Consider the following 18947-nt stretch of genomic DNA (forward strand, 5'->3'; position numbering starts at 1 on the left):
GACGTTCCCGATTTCTACTAAGAAGCCGGGATGGCCTGCCGACCTTCGACCAGCGGTTTGAGGTCGGCCACGGCAGCCGCGCAGAATGTCATGAAAGCTTTCACTCGCCAGGACTTCCTGATGTCCTGATGGGTAAGCAGCCATAGCTCATCCTGAAGCTCCTGCACCACTGGGCCGGCCCGAAGCAGTCCTGGAGTAATGTCGCCCAGCATGCAGGGAAGGAAACCAAAACCCAGGCCCGCCGCAATCGCGGCGCTCGCTGCAGCCACGGAATCAGTGCGGTAGGCAATGTACTCGGGGGGAACCCGACATTCGACGTAACGGGTTGCCTTCAAGCCGCACAGGCCTCCCGAGTAGGAAACCCACGACTGTCCATCGGCGAATGGATCGGCAATCGCTGCCTGCTTGGCGCTGCCATACGGGGCCCAGGCAATGTTGGCGAGCTTGCGACCTACCAGAGTATCAGCCGGCTTCTTCGTCGCGCGCACCGCAATGTCTGACTCGTCTCTTGCAAGACTCAGCGTCTGGTTGCCGACCAACACTTCAATGGTGATCCCCTCATTGAGGGTTTTGAAGTCCGCGATGATCGGTGTAAGGAAGTACAGCAGAAGCGAGTCGCTGGTGGTAATCCTCAGTTTTCCCAGCGGGCCCTGGCCGACACGGGAAACCCTGCGAGTCACACTGACAATGTCCAGTTCGACTCGCTCTGCCAGTGCACGCAGCTCTACACCTTCGGCAGTCAGCAGATACCCCGCCTTGCGATGATCGAACAGCGCGACCCCCAGCGTTTTCTCCACCTGCGCGACCCGGCGCGAGACGGTGGAGACGTTGATGCCGAGCTTCTTCGCCGTAGCGGCGCGGTTGCCACAGTCACTCAGGATTTTGATGATCCGCAAGTCGTCCCAGGATAGCTGGCTGACCGCTTCGCCGACATCCCATTTCGGGCCAGTGGCGTCAGTGGTTTTTGGCGAGGCGCTTTCAGGTGACTGGTTCACTAACATCATTCCGCGTGTGGTGGACTGATGATACGAGAAGGTGTCCGGTCAACCAAGGCGATGTCCGATCCCCTCGCCACAGATAATCCTCCCGCCCCGACGGTCACAGGCGCCTGAAAGCCTTGTGCCAGAGCCATCGCCCTGGCCCCAGGCATGACGCTGAATCCTCTCTGTGCAATACTGCGCGGCGCTTTTGGAAACGTCTCTCATCCAGATAATACATCTCCAAAAACACGGTTTTCCCTGAGGCTTATCCCTGAATTTCCCTGGTTTTACAGTGAATCTCTCTATCCCCGGCTTTTTATACTGCACGACCCATCGGTCTTGAGGCTCTGGTCTCCAGGACGGTCTGTCCACGAAACAGACCCGGTTTCGGCAAGGCGGCAGGCTTATCGGCCCGTGGTCTTGGAAACCCGGTGGTCAATCCAATAACAAAACGAGGTTGTATCCCTATGCCTGTCGGCAATCATCTGCCCCATGGCGAGACCGCTCAGGGTGGTCCGCTCAAACGTGAGCTCGGCGAGCGCCACATCCGCCTCATGGCGCTCGGCGCCTGCATCGGTGTCGGGCTGTTCCTCGGTTCGGCCAAGGCCATCGAGATGGCTGGCCCGGCGATCATGCTGTCCTACATCATTGGCGGCCTGGCGATCCTGGTAATCATGCGCGCTCTCGGCGAGATGGCCGTGCACAACCCGGTGGCCGGTTCGTTCAGCCGCTATGCCCAGGATTACCTCGGGCCGCTGGCAGGTTTCCTGACCGGTTGGAACTACTGGTTCCTGTGGCTGGTGACTTGCGTCGCCGAGATCACGGCGGTGGCGGTGTACATGGGTATCTGGTTTCCCGACGTACCACGCTGGATCTGGGCCCTGGCCGCACTGGTCAGCATGGGCTCGATCAACCTGATCGCGGTCAAGGCCTTCGGTGAGTTCGAGTTCTGGTTCGCCCTGATCAAGATCGTGACCATCATCGCCATGGTCATCGGCGGCGTCGGCATCATCGCCTTCGGGCTCGGCAACGATGGCGTGGCCCTGGGCATTTCCAACCTCTGGGCCCACGGCGGCTTCATGCCCAACGGCGTGTCCGGCGTGCTGATGTCCCTGCAGATGGTGATGTTCGCGTACCTGGGCGTGGAGATGATCGGCCTGACCGCCGGTGAGGCGAAGAACCCGCAGAAAACCATCCCCAACGCCATCGGCTCGGTGTTCTGGCGGATCCTGCTGTTCTACGTCGGCGCGCTGTTCGTGATCCTGTCGATCTACCCGTGGAACGAGATCGGTACCCAGGGCAGCCCGTTCGTGATGACCTTCGAACGCCTGGGCATCAAGACCGCCGCCGGCATCATCAACTTCGTGGTGATCACCGCCGCGCTGTCGTCCTGCAACGGCGGTATCTTCAGTACCGGGCGGATGCTCTACAGCCTGGCGCAGAACGGCCAGGCCCCGGCCGGTTTCGCCACCACTTCGGCCAACGGTGTACCGCGTCGTGCATTGCTGCTGTCCATCGCCGCGTTGCTGGTGGGTGTGCTGCTCAATTACCTGGTGCCTGAGAAAGTCTTCGTCTGGGTGACGTCCATCGCCACCTTCGGCGCGATCTGGACCTGGGTGATGATCCTGCTGGCCCAGCTCAGATTCCGCAGGGGCCTGAGCACTTCCGAGCGTGCCGCGCTGAAATACCGTATGTGGCTGTACCCGGTCAGTTCGTACCTGGCGCTGGCATTCCTGGTGCTGGTGGTGGGCCTGATGGCGTATTTCCCGGATACCCGCGTGGCGCTGTATGTGGGGCCGGCGTTCCTGGTATTGCTGACGGTGCTGTTCCATGTCTTCAAGTTGCAACCGAGGGGCGTTGCCCAAGGTTCGGTTGGAGCGGCTTCGTAGCCGCCCTGGATGAAACCGCAAGCCCCGATCGATTGATCGGGGCTTTTTCATAAGTGTCCTGTGCGCAAAAGGCCCTAGGCTCGCCCAGGAGCGGGTCTGGTCGTCTGGTCTGGGTGAGAGTGGGTTCAACGCGAGACATTTTCCCGCGGCAGGCGTGGAATTGCGGAGTGCTGGACCGGCAGTCGGGCACTGGTCGTGACGTCGAAGCTTGCCCCATTGGTGGTGGTGGAGCTGCCTCCGACGAACACCTGGAAAGTCCCCATTTCGACGAACCGCAGCAGGTCCGGGCCCAGTAACGCGAAGTCGTCCTGATCCAGCAGGAACTCGACGGTCTTCGTTTCACCCGGGGCCAGTCGGACCTTGGTAAAGCCACGCAACGTACGCACCGGGCGCGTGTAGCTGGCGATGTTCTGCCGTAGGTACAACTGGACGATTTCCTCACCGGCTCGTTGGCCGCTATTGCGCACATCAACCTGCACGCCGAGCGTCTCATCGAAGGTCAGTTGCCGTTTGCTGAGCTCAGGTGATCCGTAGCTGAACGTGGTGTAGCTCAAGCCGTGACCGAAGGGGTAAAGAGGGGTCCATTCTTCATCCGTGTATCTGGAAGTGAAGAGATTGGCTTTGTCCGGCGGTCGTCCGGTGTTTTTATGCGCATGGTAAAGAGGAATCTGGCCGACGGTGCGCGGAAACGTGACAGGAAGTTTGCCGCTGGGGTTTACATCGCCAAACAGCACATCGGCCACGGCATTTCCCATTTCGGATCCCAGGAACCAGGCCTCGATGATGGCGGGCACTTGTCTGTCCATGGCCTGTATGGCCAACGGGCGGCCGTTCATGAGAACCACGACCATGGGTTTGCCAGTGCTTTGCAATTGCGCCCAAAGCGTGTCTTGCGCCCCGGGTAAATCAAGGGAGGTGCGGCTGCGCGCCTCTCCACTCATGTTGGCCGTCTCGCCGAGCACCGCAACAATCACATCGGCGTCGCTGGCGGCGTCCCGAGCCTCTTCGAGACCGGAAATATCGAGGCTGTCGGGAGAGGCGCCAGCCATATGGACAACGTCAGTTGTGGGCGATACCGCACGTCTTATGCCCTCTAGTACCGTTATCGACTCTTCGGCACGACCGACGCCGAACCAGGGGCCCAGGGTGGACTGGGCATCATTTGCCAAGGCGCCGACCACGAGAATCTTTCGCAGGCTTTTCGACAGCGGTAGCAAGTCCCCGTCATTTTTTAGCAGCACAATGGATTTCTGTGCGGCCTCTCGTGCCAGCGCGCGCGCATGGGGTGTCATCGTCAGCGCTTTTTCGCGGGCCGGGTCGCTGTATCGATAAGGGTCGTCGAACAGGCCCAGCCGTTGTTTGGCCTCAAGCACGCGTCGCACCGCATCATCGACCAAGGGGGTGGGGAGTCGACCGCTACGTACCAGAGCAGGGAGCTCCGTGGCATAGTTGCCGCTGACCATGGCAATGTCCACTGTAGCGCCCAGCGCCAGTCGGGCTGCCTCTTGCTTTGTCGAGGCGACGCCATGTTGTATCAGGTCACCGATGGCCTGGTAATCACTGACGACTATCCCTTTGAATCCCCATTCACCGCGCAGCTTGTCATTGATCAGTCTTTGACTGGCGTGCATCGGCGTGCTGTCCATATCGTTGTAGCCGGGCATGATCGAATCGACGCCGGCCTGTACGGCGGCACGAAACGGTGGGAGGTAGACTTCCTCGAGCGTTCGCTCGGACATATCCGAGGTGTTGTAGTCACGCCCCCCCTCGGCGGCGCCGTAGCCGACAAAATGCTTTGCGGTGCTCAGGATGGCCGATGTATCGGGAACGCCCTGGCCGCGGAAACCGCCCACTCGAGAGGCTGCCAAGGCTGCGCCCAGGAAAGGATCTTCGCCGGCTCCTTCGACGACTCTTCCCCAACGTGGGTCCCGTGCGATATCCACCATCGGCGCATACGTCCAATGCAAGCCGCTCGCCGTGGCTTCGACGGCTGCTGCCCGGGCGGTTCGTCGAGACAGCTCCGGGTCCCAGGCCGACGCCTCGGCCAGCGGTACGGGGAATACAGTACGGAAGCCGTGGATCACATCGAAGGCGAACAGCAGCGGAATGTGCAGACGCGCATTCTGGATGGCTTCGCGTTGTAGCGCCGCCGTGTGCTCGGCGCCATAAGCACCTATCAGGGAACCTGCCTCAGTGATACCGATGGTGGGTCCATCCTTGACGTCGACAGTGGCTCCCATCGGGGTGATGTGAACGGCCAGTTGGGTCAGTTGACCGGCCTTTTCCTCAAGGGTCATCTGGTTGATCAAGTGTTCGATAAAAACCGCGTCTTCCTGCGGTTTCCCGGCTCGCTCGCCGGCCCGGGGCGCGGGATGAACACCGATCATGACGATCAAGACAACCATCAGGGTCATCGTGGTCACGCGTATGCTCGTCATGGGACTAGGCCTTGGGGGTGACGGGGGATGAGCGAAGGGACGCTTGCTGCGCCAGTGCCTGGGGTTTTGAGTTGAAGGGGTGGTACTGGAAGAGCCAGGTTTCGGAAAGCGTTTCTTTCCCAAGGCGCAAATACAGGCGCATCTCGACCGGCTCGCTGCCCTCGGCAGTCAGATCGAATTGAGCGTGCCAGTGCCCCGGCAGCCCGCTGCCTGGCATGGATGCGGTCAAAACGTTAGAGAACGATCCTCTGGACGCCCATAGCACGGCTTGTGGCTTCGTGTCGCAGGTCAGCGTTTCAAGCGGCGCTCCCATGAACTCCACAACGAATTTGCGTACTCCCTTGGGACGCGGGGAGCCTGGAATGCCCCCAGTCCCCAGGCGTGTGGCTACGCAGCGTGCCAGATTGCTGGGATACGGCTCATCGGAAAGCCAATGCAAACGATATTTCAAGCGGTAGTGATTGCCGGCTTCGGCGGGCTCCTTGGGGACCCACATCGCGACGATGTTGTCGTGGATTTCGTCGTCGGTCGGGATTTCCACCAGTTGTACGCTTCCTTCGCCCCAGTCCTCCAGAGGTTCTACCCATACGCTGGGGCGGCGCTGATACTGGACCCTGTCCAGATAATTGGCGAAAGATCGGTCACGTTGAAGCAGTCCGAATCCGCGGGGATTGTTGTCTGAAAATGCCGAAGCCATGGTACGTGCAGGATTGTTCAGTGGGCGCCAGATGTGCTCGCCCGTTCCCGTCCAAAGCGCCAGTCCATCGGAGTCGTGGACCTCGGGGCGCCAGTCGATAGCCGTCAGCTTGGCCGGTTCACCGAACCAAAACATGGACGTCAGCGGGGCGATGCCGAAGCGATCGATATCCTGGCGCAGGAACAGCTCGGCCTCGATGTCCATCAGTACCCCTTCGGTGCGGCTGATCACAAAACGATAAGCGCCACACAGACTGCTGCTATCGAGCAATGCGTAGACCGTCATGGCCGACTGTTGGTCATGGGTTGGCGTCTCGAACCAGAAGTGGGTGAAGTCCGGAAATTCTTCAGCCTTGCTCGCCGAAGCAACGTCCAGTGCTATACCCCGGGCTGAAATTCCATACTGATACTGTTCGCCAATGGCTCGAAAATACGAGGCCCCCAGAAAAGCCACCCAGTCGTTTTGTTTCCAATCGAGTTTCTTCTGGTTTCCCAGGCGACTTTCCTGGAATCGAAAACCGGCAAAACCGCTGTCAGCTCCAAGTGCCTGAGCGGGGCTGTCGGCAGGCATGCTGAATAGCGTCTTGTCGTAATCGATAGGTTGGGAGATGCCGTTGGCGATGACATGCATCTTGACCGGGACGCGGAAAAGGTCGCCCAGATGGAAAAACGTGAGCGGATATTTGCCGGGTCCCTTCGCGAACAGTGCACGAGTGGTGTCGAAGCGGATAAGACCTCGCGCGTTGTAATCGATTTTCGATAGAGAGGATTGCGCAGGAGTGGCGGGCCGTACGTACGGTTTCATCGCCATTTTTTCGGCGAGCGTGATCAGCTTTTCGTAAGTGAAACGATTGGTGTCATCGATTTGCGCGATGTCACCGACAGCCGTCAGGGGAAGCTTCAATGAGGCAAATGTTGCGCAAAGCGATGTGAACCTGAGCAGATCTCGCCGATTCAGCATGGGAGCCTTCCCTGAGAGTGAACATTTGATGCAGGGATGTTCAATCGACAGGCAATGCTCGTCTACTGTCAAACCTGACAGGTATGGGTAGGCATCCGAAGGTTGGAGTCGATTATCCAGTGGCTGCAGGTATGCCTCGTCACGGAACAGGCGACTGCATCCGGATCGCTTACCCCACCTGCTTCATCTGCCGAACCGGCAACTCCACGCGGAACGTGGTGCCCACGCCGACCTCGCTGCTGACCGTAATCTCCCCATTGTGTTTCTTCACGATCCCATAGGACAGCGACAGACCAAGCCCCGTGCCCTGGCCGATGGGCTTGGTGGTGAAGAACGGGTCGAAGATCTTTTGCAGGGTTTCCGGCGGGATGCCCGAGCCGTTGTCGGCGACTTCGATCCAGACGCGATCACCCTCCACGCCGTTGCGCAGGGTGATAGTGCCGCGCTCCGGGCCGATGGCCTGGGCGGCGTTGACGATCAGGTTCATGATCACCTGGTTGATCTGCGACGGCAGGCACTCGACTTCCGGTAGAGGGGTGTACTCCTTGACCACGTCGGCCTTGTACTTGATCTCGTTGGCCACGATGTTCAGGGTCGAATCCATGCCCTGTTGCAGATTCGCCATCTGCCATTCCTGGTTGGAGTCGACCCGGGAGAAGTCCTTGAGGTCCTTGACGATCTGTCCGACCCGGGCGATGCCATCCTTGGACTCCTTGATCAGCAGCGGTATGTCTTCGACGAGAAAGTCCAGTTCCACCTGTTCGCGCAGCTTCGCCAGGCGCACCACCGTCTCCGGCGAGGCGATGGCCTGTTCGGCGCTGCCATAAGCCAGGAGCATTTCCTCCAGTTTGCCGAAGTAACCGTCCAGCGCCCCCAGGTTGGAGGAAATGAAGCCGATCGGGTTGTTGATCTCATGGGCGACCCCGGCGGCCAACTGGCCCAGGGAGGCGAGCTTTTCCGATTGCACCAGTTGGGTTTCCAGCATCTTGCGTTCGTCGATTTCCATCTGCAGCAAGGAGCTGGCCTGCTTGAACGCCTGGGTCCGTTGTTCCACCAGCTCTTCGAGCTTGTTCATCTTCAACTGTGCGCGGGAGGTCATTTCCCACTTGGTGGTCAGGGTGTTGGCCATCTGCTGGACTTCGATGTTGTCGAAGGGCTTCTTCAGGATCAGCAGCCGGTCATGGCCGTTCAAGCGGTCCAGCAGTTCATCCCAGGAGTAATCCGAATAAGCGGTGCAGACCACCACCTGCAATTGCGGGTCGCGTTTCCAGAGTTCCTCGATGGTCCTGGCGCCGTCCCAGCCCTCGGGCATGCGCATGTCGACGAAGGCCAGGGCGTACGGACGATCCTGTTCCAGCGCCTGCAGCAGCTTGTTCAAGCCTTCCTGCCCGCCATAGGCCGAGTCGAGTTCGAAGACCGGGCCGACAGGTTTCGGTGCCTCGCCGAACAGGGCGTTCTCCATGTCTTGCAGGTCCGTGTTGCTGTCGTCCTGGGGCGTGAGGATCTTGCGGAAATCGTCATGAATGGCAGGCGTATCGTCGATCAGCAGGATGCGCCGGTTGCTCAGGCTGTTCATGGCTCACCTTCCGCGAGTTTCAGGGGCACTTGCAACACGAACGTCGCCCCCGTGCCTGGCCCGTCACTGTGGGCGGTGAGATGGCCGTTCATTTCAATGGCTGCCAGTGCGCAGCTGTGCAGGCCGAAACCGTGGCCTTCCTTGCGGGTGGTGAAACCGTGGGCGAAGATGCGGGTCATGTTTTGCGCCGGGATGCCTTCGCCTTCGTCCTTGACGCTGATCTGCAGGGTCTCGCCATCCACCACTTGGGCGCTCAGGGTCATGTTCCGCGCATGATTGGACACCCCGGCCATGGCGTACTTGGCGTTGCTGATCAGGTTGATCAGGATCAGCAGCAGGCGGTGCTTGTCGCCCATGATCCGGGGTACGTCGCCGTACTCCTTGATCACGGTTACATGGTGGCGGGTCAGGGCACCGGAATTCATGCGCAGGGCGTCTTCGAGCAGTTCGCTGACCACCAGCGGCTCCATCAGGCTGTTGGCACCGGCGTAGGATTGCTGGGTGGAGACGATGTCCTTGATGTGGTCCACGCTCTTGCTCAACTGCGCCAGTTCATCGAGCAGGCCCTGCTGTTCGACCGCCATGGCCTCCACCAGCTGGTTGAGGTAGCCGGGCAGCAGCTTGCCCTTTTCGTCTTCGGTGAGGAAATGCCCCAGGTCGTGGGGGTGCTCGTTGATCAATTGCATCGCCTTGCCCAGCCCCTGGGCCTTGCTGCCGCGCAGTTTGCGGCTGACCAGATCGGCGGAGATATTCACGCTGTTGAGCACGTTGCCCACGTTGTGCAGGACGTTGGTGGCGATCTCCGCCATGCCGGCCTGGCGGGCGGTATCCATCAGTTCGCTCTGGGTGTCCTTGAGCTGGCGGGTGCGCTCCTCGACCCGTTGCTCCAGCTCGTCGTTGGCGCTTTGCAGGGCGCTGTTGACCCGCTTGATCTCGGCGAAGCTGCGCACCAGCCGGATCGCCAGCCAGATCAGGATCAGCACCAGGAACGTGGCGAACACCAGCAGGTACACATGGTTGCGCTGGTGCTTGCTGGCCGCTGTCTCCTGGTCTTTCTCCAGCAGGTGGGTGATGGCGTCCAGGTGATCGGAAACGGGGACGGCTTCGATACCCTGCAACAATTCGTTGACCCGAGGTTGTTCGCGCAGGATCAGGGCGATGTGCCGGCTCAGGATATCGACCGAACCCCCCAGTCCCACCGGCAGGCGCTCTTTGTTGATGTCGAGCCGGTTCAGGCCCAGCAGCACTTCGGCGGCGACTTCAGGGGTGGTGAGATGGGAAAACTCCATGCTGCTGAGCAGCAGGTCGTAGGTATCGATGGTGACGCTCTGCAGTTGCAGTTTTTCCGTATCGGGCAGTTGGGCGAACTGGGCCTGGATGTCATCTTCGGCGGTCGGCAGGAAGGCCAGGGAGTTGCGCAGCACCGCATTGTGGGACTTGAACTGTTCCACCAGGCGGGTCTTTTCCTTGACGGCCTTGAGGTATTCGTCCCGCAGGCCCTCCCACCGCGAGGGTGTGTGGCGGCCCGGCTCCGACTCGATGGCGTCCAGGCGCTGCCACAGGCGCGTCATCTCGTGCAGCGGCGAGACCAGCGGGTCGTAGTTGTGGCTCAGGGCGATCCGTGACTTGAGCACTTCGTTGTCCCAGATGGCGTCCTGCTGCTTGAGCAGGCGGATCAGGTCCCGGGACTCGATGTACGAGGCGGCCTGCTGTGCACTGGAATTGACATACATGAACAGCAGGATCGAAGCGAGCAGGAGGCCGACAAGCAACAGGCTGATACGACGAAGAGGGCTCATAGGGGCTTGCCCTCCCATTCACCGGTCAGGGTCTTGAGGAATTCGACGATCAGCTCCGTGTCGTTCTTCAAGGGCTCACGCCCTAGCTGGTACTTGAACATCACCTGAACCGCCTGTTCCAGGGTCGACGCGGAACTGTCATGGAAATACGGGGCGGTGACGGCGACGTTGCGCAGGCTGGGGACCTTGAAGACCTGGCGGTCGGCTTCGTCGCCAGTGACGTTGAACCGACCTTCGTCGGCCCGGGCAGGGTGGCCCCGGTCCTGGATGTAATCACCCATGACGCCGAATTTCTGGAACATGTTGCCGCCGATGTTCACCCCCTGGTGGCAGGCGATGCAGCCGTATTCCTTGAAACGCTGGTAGCCGAACTTTTCCCTGGGCGTGAGGATATCGGTGTCGCCCAGCAGATATTTGTCGAAGCGCGAGTTGGGGGTCAGCAGGGTGCGTTCGAAGTCGGCCAGGGCATGCTTGATGTTCGGTTGGGTGACCCCGTCGGGGTAGGCGTCGGCAAAGTCCTTGGCGTAGCCCGGGTCGTCGGCGATGCGCTTGACCACGGTTTCCCAGGTACTGCCCATTTCCGCGGGGCTGGTCACGACCACATGCACCTGTTCTTCCAGGGTGTCGACGCGACCGTCCCAGAACTGGTGGAAGTTCAGGCTGGCGTTGAACACGGTGGGGGTATTGACCTCCACCGGCTTGCCGTCGAAGCCCAGGGAAAACGGTTTGTCGTCGGCGCCGCCCTTGTCCAGGCGATGGCAACTGGCGCAGGACAGGGTGTTGTTGACCGATAGCCGTGGATCATGGAACAGGCGCTGGCCGAGCTGGACACGCTTGGGGTCCAGGGCAGGAATGGGAGGCAACGGTTTGAGCGGTTCGTCGAGGGGGGCGGCATGGGCGGTCAGGCCCAAGCCCATGAGCAGGCCGAGAGCCAATAACGATACAGATGACGCCATCGGATGCTTCCTTGAATCTCTGGGTGGATGAATCCTGGGGATTCATGAAAACGGGTTCGGACGTTGTTCCCACTCGGCTACCCACTGGACAAAGGCTTGCGGCTCCACTGCCCTGCTGAAGTAGTACCCCTGGGCTTCCTCGCACTGGTGGGCCTTGAGGAATTCCAGTTGCTCAAGGGTTTCCACGCCTTCGGCGATGATGTGCAGGTTCAGGCTCCTGCCCAGGCTGATGATGGTGCTCACCAGCTTGGCGTCGTTGCTGTCGATGCTCAGGTCGCCCACGAACGACTGGTCGATCTTCAGCACATCCACCGGAAATTTCTGCAGGTAGCTCAGGCTCGAATAGCCAGTACCGAAGTCGTCGATGGCCAGGCGTATCCCCAGTTGCTTGATGGCCTTGAGGACGGCGACGGTGGTGTCGATGTTCTGCATCAACACGCTTTCGGTGATCTCCAGTTCTAACTGTGTCGGGTCCAGCCCGGTTTCCTTGAGGGTGTGGGCGATGCCTTCTACGAAGCCTCGTTGCCGGAAATCGATGGCCGAGACGTTCACCGACAGGTACAGCGGCTTCATGCCCTGGGCCTGCCAGCGGCAGGCCTGCTGGCAGGCTTCCTGGAGCACCCACTGGCTCAGGGGCACGATCAGGCCGCTGTCCTCGGCTACCGGGATGAAATCCGACGGGTAAATCAGCCCGTGGCCGGGCCGGTCCCAGCGCACCAGCGCCTCGACGCCGACCACCTTGCCAGTGTGCAGGTCCAGCTTGGGCTGGTAATGCAGCACGAACTCCTTGCGTTGCAGGGCCAGGCGCAAGCCGGACTCGATGGTCTGTTGCTGGCGGGCCCGGCGGTTCATGTCTTCGGTGAAGAAACGGTAGTCGTTGGGCCCGGTCTCCTTGACGTTGCGCATCGCCGTCTCGGCTTTCTTGATCAACGCCACCGCATCGAAACCGTCGGCCGGGTACAGGCTGACCCCCAGGCTCGCGGTGACGGTCAGGTCATGTCCATCGATGGGGTGGGGCGTGCTGATGGCCGTCAGCAGTTTTTCCGCCACACCCTTGATCTGCTGCGGATCCGTGACGTCACCCAGCACCACCACGAACTCGTCGGAGCCGTAGCGAAACACCGAATCGGATTCGCGCACCACGGTAGCCAGGGTCCTGGCCACACGCTTGAGCATTTCATCGCCCACCGGATGCCCCAGGGCGTTGTTGATGCGCTTGAAGCGGTCCAGTCCGATGAACATGACCGCCAGTTGCCGGTCATGCCGGCGGCACTGGGCCATGGCCTGGGTCAGGCGATCGCCCAGCAGCATGCTGTTGGGCAGCTCGGTGAGCACGTCGTATTGCAGCAGGTGCGACACCTTGAGCAGTTCCTGGACCCGCTCCTCGATGGTGCGCTCCAGGCTGCGCATCTTGCGCGCCGCATCCTGGGCCAGTTGCCATTTCCAGGTCATGGCACTGGCCATCTGGCGGATTTCCAGGGTGTCGAACGGTTTCTTGAGGATCAGCAGCTGGTCGTCGAATTCGATGCGCTCCGACATGGTTTCCCAGGTGTAATCCGAAAACGCCGTACACAGGGCGATCTGCAGCCGCGGGTCGGCTTCCCAGAGACGCTCGATGGTCTGCAGGCCGTCCCAGCCCGGCGGCATGCGCATGTCGGCGAACACCAGTGCATAAGGCTGGCCTTCGGCCTGGGCGCGCTTGACCAGTTCCAGGGCTTCTTCGCCCTGATAGGCCGAGTCGATCTGGAACTGCAGCCGGCTCACCTGGGGCGTGCCGAACAGCAGGCTCTCGGTGTCGTCCAGCGAGTCGTCGCTGCCGGCGCTGGGGCTGAGGATCTTGCGAAAATCCTGGTGGATCGCCGGCGTATCGTCCACCACCAGGATTCGCCGGTTGGCAGGTACCGACATAGGGTTCATGGATTGCTCTCCGACAGCTGGCTCGCGGGCCGTGTCCAATGATCCGTCACGGGAACGATGGTACCGGCCTTGAGCAGTTCTCCGGCCTGGCCGCTGTCCACCACCGTGCTGAAGTAGTGACCCTGGGCCAGGATCGGCCCGCCGCTGCCGCTGGACATCAGCGTGGTGCGTTGCTCCTGGGTCTCGACGCCTTCGGCAATGATCCCGATGCCCACGTCCCGGGCGAAATTGATGATCGCCCGCAGGGTCGTGGCGTTCTCGGGGTCGGCGTTGGCGCTGTCGAGAAACCTCTGGGCGAGCTTGAGGTGGTTGACCCGATAGGTCTTGAGGTAATCGAAGGAGGAATACTCGGTGCCGAAGTCGTCGATGGCGATCTGCACGCCCAACTCGCACAGCCGCGGCAGCACGTCGTTGTGGGTCCACTTGGTCTGGGCCAGGGTGGCTTCGGTCACGTCGAAGCGCAGGTCCCAGGGCGCCAGTTCCCAACGTGCGGTGGTGCGCAGGACATCGTAGATCAGCTCCGGGCCGGTCTTGAGCTGGGTCAGGGACAGGTCGATGGCGATGACCGGGGGCGCCATGCCCTGGTCGCGCCACTGGCGCATCTGCTGGCAGGCCTGGTCGAGCACCCAATGGCCGAGGGCGACGATGATCCCGCTCTTCTCGGCCGCCGGCATGAACGCCGAAGGTTCCAGCCAGCCCCGTTCGGGATGCTTCCAGCGCACCTGGACACCCATGCCCAGGATCTTGCCGGTGCCGAGGTCGACCTCCGGCAGGTAGTGCAACTGCAACTCGTTGTTCTCGATGGCCTGGCGCAGGTCGTTGGTCAGGGTGACCCGGTCGGTAACCTCCTGGTTGATCTCTTCATTGTGGAAGTGGTACTGGTTCCGGCCTTTTTCCTTGGAGCGGTACAGGGCCATGTCGGACTGCGCCATCAGGCTGTCGGCGCTCGGGCTCTGGGGGGTGTACAGGGCGATGCCGATGCTCACGGAAATCCGCACATCGTTGCCGTCCAGGGAGTAGGGCGCCACCAGGGTATCGCGGATCTTGGCCGCCAGGGCCGCACAATGGGTCGGCTCGTGGACGTCCAGTTGCAGGATGGCGAACTCGTCGCCGCCCAGGCGCGCCACCACATCGTTCTCCCTGGTACAGTCTTTCAGGCGCTTGGCGACCTCCTGCAACAGCAGGTCGCCGATGGGGTGGCCCAGGGTGTCGTTGATCCGCTTGAAGTGGTCCAGGTCCAGGTAGAACATCGCAAACGGCGCGGCGCCCCGACGCGCGGCGGCGAAGGCCTGGTGCAGGCGCTCGATCACCGTGGCGCGGTTGGCCAGGCCGGTCAGGCTGTCGGTGCGGGCCAGCAGGGCGATCTTTTCCTCGGCCAGCTTGCGTTCGGTGATGTCCAGGATGATCCCTTCCACCTCCAGGAGCAGGCCCTGTTCGTTACGCACCGGAATGTAGCGGTTTTCCACCCAGCGGAACGAGCCGTCGCCGGTGCGCATGCGAAACTCGATGGAGGCCCCCGTCGTGTCACGATCCAGCACGCGCACCATGGCCTGGTCGATCTTGGCCTGGTCGTCCGGATGGATCAGCATCTGTGCCCATTCAGGCGAGTTGACCAGTTGCGCCGCCACATGACCGAACTTGGTGATGTTGTGGGAGATGTACATCAAGGGAAACGGCGGTTCGCCGCGCAGGCGATAGAGGATGGTGGGGCTGTTCTGCACGATGATGTTGGCGTCCGCCAGCTCCCGGGTGCGTTCTTGCACCGCCTGTTCGAGCATGTCCATTTTCAGCGCGGCGTCTTCGGTCATCTGCCATTTGACGGTCAGGGTGCTGGCCATCTGGCGGATCTCGATGGCGTCGAAGGGTTTTTTCAGGATCAGCAGGCGGTCGCCCAGTTCGAGACGATCGGCGATGTCCTCCCAGGAATAGTCCGAATAGGCGGTGCACAGTGCCACTTGCAGCTTGGGATCGACGCGCCACAGCCGCTCGATGGTTTCCAGGCCATCCCAGCCAGGGGGCATGCGCATGTCGATGAAGGCCATGGCGTAGGGCTGGCCCTGTTCCAGCGCCGTTTCCACCTTGTTCAGGGCTTCCATGCCCTGGAAGGCCGAATCGAGGATGAAACTGTGGCTGGCCGCCGCCACCGGAGCGCCGAACAAAGCCTCCTCGGCACTGCTCAGGCTGTCTTCGGGGGCCTCCTGGGGGCTGAGGATCTTGCGGAAATCCTCATGGATCGTCTGGGTGTCGTCGACGATCAGAATCCGCCGGTTGGCCTTGTCCAGGGGCAGGCTCATGGCCGTGCACCGGGGAGATGCTGACGATTGAACCGTGGGCACATCGGATATCCCTTTCACTGGCATGAGTAATCTGGCCTGTACTTGGCCCTTCATGGGGTACAGCATAGTCGTCCGATCGGGATGCGCTCGGCCAGTGATGGCAAATCGTGCCTAAATCTTCGCGATCTACTAGCCTGTTCTTATGCGGGGGTGGGTAGAACTGTTGTCGTTTACAGGAGGGGGTAGCTATGGAAGATCAATCGCCGGACGTTCCGGTCACGAAGCCGACGGTGCTGCTGGTGGATGACGAGGAGTCGATTCTCAATAGCCTGCGGCGTTTATTGCGTAGCCAGCCTTATGAGATCCTGCTGGCCGACAGCGGTGCCAAGGCCCTGGAAATCCTCAAGGAGCGGCCGGTCGATCTGGTGATGACCGATGCACGCATGCCCAACATGGATGGCGCCACGCTGCTGGCGCACATTCGCAAGCTGTATCCGTCGACGTTGCGCATCCTGCTCACCGGCTACGCCGACGTCGACATGATGACCAAGGCCATCAACGAGGGGCAGCTCTATCGCTACCTCAGCAAGCCCTGGAACGACGAGGAACTGGTGCAGGCGCTACGCCAGGCCCTGGCCCACCAGCATTCGGAAAACGAGCGCCAGCGCCTCGAAGCGTTGAACCGCGAGCAGAACCAGCAGCTCAAGACCCTCAACGCGACCCTGGAAAAGCGCGTGGCGTCACGCACCGCCGAGCTGCAGCAGACCGCCGACATGCTCGACCTGGCCTATGAAGAGCTCAAGCGCAGTTACGTGACCGGTACCGAGGTGTTCTCGCTGATCGCCAACCTGCGCCTGCCCAAGGCCAAGCAGACCAACCGGCAGATCATCGAGCTGATCCGGGTGTATAGCCGGCTGCATTTCCTCGACGAGTCAACCGACCGCGACCTGACCATGGCCGCGGCGCTGTACAACATCGGCAAGCTGAGCTGGACCGACAACATGATGACCACGCCGGCCGACCTGCTGCACCACAACGAGCTGGAGCTGTATCGCGCCTATCCCAAGCAGAGCGAATCGCTGCTGATGACCCTGGACCCGATGAAGGACGCGGCGCGCATCATCCTGCATCACCAGGAGCGCTGGGACGGCAGCGGCTTTCCCGACCATCTCAAGGGCGAGGCCATTCCCTTCGGTTCGCGGCTGTTGAAGCTGGCGGTGGACTTCATCGAGCTGCAGCGCGGGCTGATTCTCGAGCGACAGATGAACAGCGACGAAGCGCTGGTCTACATCCGCAAATATGCCGGCAAGCTGTACGACCCGGACATGGTGGAAGACTTCATCAAGGCCTGTGGCGAATACCTGGAAGACGTGACCCTGTCCGACCCGACGGTGAAGGTGATGAACACCCGCGAACTGACGGCGGGCATGGTCCTGGCCCGTAACCTGAACGCGGATAACGGCATGTTGTTGCTCAACGCCGGCAAGGTCCTGAGTGCCCCGCTGGTGGATAAGCTCATCGCCTTCGAAGCGATGGAAGGGGCCCGGTACAGCGTATTCGTCAAGATTCCCGAGGAAGCGGACCCTGCCGCGCCGAAGCCGATGCTGGGGTAAACGGAGTCTGATAGCTGCCTGGGCTGCTGTTCATTCGAGCGTTGTGCAGAGGCATCGTGGCGAGGGAGCTTGCTCCCTCGCCACGATGCCTCTGCTTTAATCGATTGCATTGCCTTGCATCAGGCGGGATCTGCGGATCCTGAAACGGGCATCCGGCTTTGCTCCCCGCCACTTCGGTCTGTAACCTTGGCGGCATTTTTTGCGTCGAGGCCGAGCATTCATGAGCACTTCCGTTATTCGCATCGCCGCCGCCCTGTTGATCGGGCCGGACGGTCGTACCCTGCTGGTGCGCAAGCGTGGCACCCGGGCCTTCATGCAGCCGGGCGGCAAGATCGAGGCCCATGAACAACCGGTGCAGGCCCTGACCCGTGAGCTGGACGAAGAGCTAGGCCTGGCCATCGATCCGACGCAGGCCCGCTACCTGGGGGCGTTCAGCGCGCCGGCGGCCAACGAGCCGGGGTTTGTCGTAGAGGCGCAAGTGTTCCTCTTGAGCATCGATGCCCCGGTGTCGCCCGCCGCCGAAATCGAGGAAGTGCGCTGGATCGATCCGGCCGGTGACGGAGGGCTTTTGCTGGCGCCGTTGACAGGCGAGGCGATCCTGCCGTTTTATCGAACCACCTGTCTTGCGACCTGCTGACTCAAGGATCGATGCCCATGATTCCTCTGCCGGACCTGCTGATCTTCGCCGCCGCCGCGTTGCTGATGGTGCTCACGCCCGGGCCGAACATGATCTACCTGATTTCCCGCTCGATCTGCCAGGGCCGCAAGGCCGGGGTCACGTCCCTGCTGGGGGTGGTCGCGGGTTTCTTCGTGCACATGTTCGCCGCGGCCGCGGGGCTGACGGCGGTGTTCATGGCGGTGCCCATGGCCTATGAAGTCTTGAAATGGGCCGGTGCGCTGTACCTGTTGTGGCTGGCCTGGCAGGCACTCAGGCCCGGGGCGCGCTCGCCGTTCGAAGCCCGGCAGCTGCCGGCGGATTCGACGCGCAAGCTGATCACCATGGGGTTTCTCACCAGCGCCCTGAATCCGAAGATCGCGATGTTCTACCTGTCGGTGTTCCCGCAGTTCATCAGCCCGGAACACGGTTCGCTGTTTACCCAGAGCATCATCCTCGGGCTGACCCAGATCAGCGTCAGTTTCAGCGTCAACCTGCTGATTGCGCTGTTTGCCGCGGGCATCGCCTCGTGGTTCGTCCATAACCCCACCTGGCTGGCGGCACAGCGCTATTTCATGGGGTTTGTCCTGGGCGGGCTGGCGCTGCGGCTGATGTTCGAGCAACGGCGGACCGCATGAGCATTCGACGGCTGCGCGCTGGCGATGCCCAGGCGTATCGCGAGTTGATGCTGCAGGCCTACGAGCGTCATCCGCAGGCCTTTACCTCCAGCGTCAGCGAGCGGGCGGCCATGCCCATGAACTGGTGGGAGTCACGCCTGACCGGCCGGTTCGATGTGGTCCTGGGGGCGTTCGTGGCCGACGAGCTGGCCGCAATCGTCGGCCTGGCCCTGGACCATCGGCAAAAGGCCCGGCACAAGGCAACGCTGTTCGGCATGTATGTCGTCGATGCCCATCGTCATCGGGGCCTCGGTCAGCGCCTGCTGGAGGCTGCCCTGGCCGAGGCCCGTCGGCATGACTTCCTGCGCCTGGTGCAACTGACCGTCACCGCCGGCAACGACCCGGCCATCAAGCTCTACCAGCGTTGCGGCTTCGTGCTGTACGGCCTCGAGCCGATGGCGATCCGCGTGGGCGACGAGTACTTCGACAAGATTCACATGTGGCTCGAGCTGTAGACCAACCGGCCATGATGGTCGAGCTTTTTTCTGGCAAGGGGATTCGTCCCCTTGCCACA

The 18947-nt window shown here is 61.5% G+C and carries 13 protein-coding genes; 5 read left to right on the forward strand and 8 right to left on the reverse strand.

The genetic code is table 11. The annotated features are described in order from the left end of the window. Positions 1–17: 17 nt before the first annotated feature. Positions 18–1004 carry a LysR family transcriptional regulator gene (locus tag BW992_RS12770; protein WP_371919351.1) on the reverse strand — a complete coding sequence of 329 codons (987 nt, stop codon included), beginning with the start codon at positions 1002–1004 and terminating at the stop codon, positions 18–20. Between the two features lie 443 nt (positions 1005–1447). Between BW992_RS12770 and BW992_RS12775 the strand changes: the two genes are divergently transcribed. After that, complete coding sequence (locus tag BW992_RS12775) at positions 1448–2869, forward strand: amino acid permease (RefSeq protein ID WP_072395318.1); 1422 nt, start codon at positions 1448–1450, stop codon at positions 2867–2869. Between the two features lie 125 nt (positions 2870–2994). Here the strand turns inward: BW992_RS12775 and BW992_RS12780 are convergent, their stop codons facing one another. From BW992_RS12780 to BW992_RS12810, 7 genes are all read right to left on the reverse strand, one after another. Beyond that, the gene (locus BW992_RS12780; RefSeq protein WP_231991128.1) at positions 2995–5283 is read right to left on the reverse strand and encodes a glycoside hydrolase family 3 N-terminal domain-containing protein; all 2289 of its coding nucleotides are present in this window, start codon (positions 5281–5283) and stop codon (positions 2995–2997) included. Positions 5284–5311: 28 nt separating this feature from the next. Further along, on the reverse strand, positions 5312–6964 hold the full coding sequence (locus BW992_RS12785) for a glucan biosynthesis protein (protein WP_076406337.1): 1653 nt from the start codon (positions 6962–6964) through the stop codon (positions 5312–5314). 169 nt (positions 6965–7133) lie between these two features. Then, complete coding sequence (locus tag BW992_RS12790) at positions 7134–8540, reverse strand: ATP-binding protein (RefSeq protein ID WP_072395312.1); 1407 nt, start codon at positions 8538–8540, stop codon at positions 7134–7136. Beyond that, a complete protein-coding gene (locus BW992_RS12795; protein WP_072432115.1) occupies positions 8537–10339 on the reverse strand; it encodes a DAHL domain-containing protein in 1803 nt (600 codons plus the stop codon). Before BW992_RS12795 ends, BW992_RS12790 begins: the two co-directional genes overlap by 4 nt. After that, complete coding sequence (locus BW992_RS12800; RefSeq protein WP_076406339.1) at positions 10336–11295, reverse strand: cytochrome-c peroxidase; 960 nt, start codon at positions 11293–11295, stop codon at positions 10336–10338. The genes BW992_RS12795 and BW992_RS12800 overlap by 4 nt, the downstream gene beginning before the upstream one ends. Positions 11296–11337: 42 nt before the next feature. Next, entirely contained in the window at positions 11338–13212 is a 1875-nt protein-coding gene (locus BW992_RS12805) for a putative bifunctional diguanylate cyclase/phosphodiesterase (RefSeq protein WP_072395306.1), read from the reverse strand. Beyond that, positions 13209–15506 (reverse strand): GGDEF/EAL domain-containing response regulator, encoded by a 2298-nt coding sequence (locus tag BW992_RS12810; protein WP_076406341.1) that lies wholly within the window; start codon positions 15504–15506, stop codon positions 13209–13211. Before BW992_RS12810 ends, BW992_RS12805 begins: the two co-directional genes overlap by 4 nt. A gap of 230 nt (positions 15507–15736) precedes the next feature. Here BW992_RS12810 and BW992_RS12815 point away from each other — a divergent pair, with 230 nt between their 5' ends. The 4 genes from BW992_RS12815 to BW992_RS12830 all read left to right on the forward strand — a co-directional run bounded on the left by BW992_RS12815 (position 15737) and on the right by BW992_RS12830 (position 18888). After that, the gene (locus BW992_RS12815) at positions 15737–17101 is read left to right on the forward strand and encodes an HD domain-containing phosphohydrolase (protein WP_072395302.1); all 1365 of its coding nucleotides are present in this window, start codon (positions 15737–15739) and stop codon (positions 17099–17101) included. Positions 17102–17321: 220 nt separating this feature from the next. Then, positions 17322–17738 (forward strand): NUDIX hydrolase, encoded by a 417-nt coding sequence (locus tag BW992_RS12820; protein ID WP_076406343.1) that lies wholly within the window; start codon positions 17322–17324, stop codon positions 17736–17738. Positions 17739–17755: 17 nt separating this feature from the next. Continuing rightward, positions 17756–18394, forward strand: coding sequence for a LysE family translocator (locus BW992_RS12825; protein ID WP_072395288.1), 639 nt, complete (start codon positions 17756–17758; stop codon positions 18392–18394). Further along, the gene (locus BW992_RS12830) at positions 18391–18888 is read left to right on the forward strand and encodes a GNAT family N-acetyltransferase (protein ID WP_072395286.1); all 498 of its coding nucleotides are present in this window, start codon (positions 18391–18393) and stop codon (positions 18886–18888) included. Before BW992_RS12825 ends, BW992_RS12830 begins: the two co-directional genes overlap by 4 nt. Positions 18889–18947 lie beyond the last annotated feature (59 nt).

It is taken from the genome of Pseudomonas sp. 7SR1 (genome assembly GCF_900156465.1).
Taxonomy (GTDB): Bacteria; Pseudomonadota; Gammaproteobacteria; order Pseudomonadales; family Pseudomonadaceae; genus Aquipseudomonas.

Excerpts from the sequence above, each read along its gene's own strand:
- BW992_RS12770 (WP_371919351.1), bottom strand. The coding sequence starts at position 1,004 with ATGATGTTAGTGAACCAGTCACCTGAAAGCGCCTCGCCAAAAACCACT.
- BW992_RS12775 (WP_072395318.1), top strand. The coding sequence starts at position 1,448 with ATGCCTGTCGGCAATCATCTGCCCCATGGCGAGACCGCTCAGGGTGGT.
- BW992_RS12780 (WP_231991128.1), bottom strand. The coding sequence starts at position 5,283 with ATGACCCTGATGGTTGTCTTGATCGTCATGATCGGTGTTCATCCCGCG.
- BW992_RS12785 (WP_076406337.1), bottom strand. The coding sequence starts at position 6,964 with ATGCTGAATCGGCGAGATCTGCTCAGGTTCACATCGCTTTGCGCAACA.
- BW992_RS12790 (WP_072395312.1), bottom strand. The coding sequence starts at position 8,540 with ATGAACAGCCTGAGCAACCGGCGCATCCTGCTGATCGACGATACGCCT.
- BW992_RS12795 (WP_072432115.1), bottom strand. The coding sequence starts at position 10,339 with ATGAGCCCTCTTCGTCGTATCAGCCTGTTGCTTGTCGGCCTCCTGCTC.
- BW992_RS12800 (WP_076406339.1), bottom strand. The coding sequence starts at position 11,295 with ATGGCGTCATCTGTATCGTTATTGGCTCTCGGCCTGCTCATGGGCTTG.
- BW992_RS12805 (WP_072395306.1), bottom strand. The coding sequence starts at position 13,212 with ATGAACCCTATGTCGGTACCTGCCAACCGGCGAATCCTGGTGGTGGAC.
- BW992_RS12810 (WP_076406341.1), bottom strand. The coding sequence starts at position 15,506 with ATGAGCCTGCCCCTGGACAAGGCCAACCGGCGGATTCTGATCGTCGAC.
- BW992_RS12815 (WP_072395302.1), top strand. The coding sequence starts at position 15,737 with ATGGAAGATCAATCGCCGGACGTTCCGGTCACGAAGCCGACGGTGCTG.
- BW992_RS12820 (WP_076406343.1), top strand. The coding sequence starts at position 17,322 with ATGAGCACTTCCGTTATTCGCATCGCCGCCGCCCTGTTGATCGGGCCG.
- BW992_RS12825 (WP_072395288.1), top strand. The coding sequence starts at position 17,756 with ATGATTCCTCTGCCGGACCTGCTGATCTTCGCCGCCGCCGCGTTGCTG.
- BW992_RS12830 (WP_072395286.1), top strand. The coding sequence starts at position 18,391 with ATGAGCATTCGACGGCTGCGCGCTGGCGATGCCCAGGCGTATCGCGAG.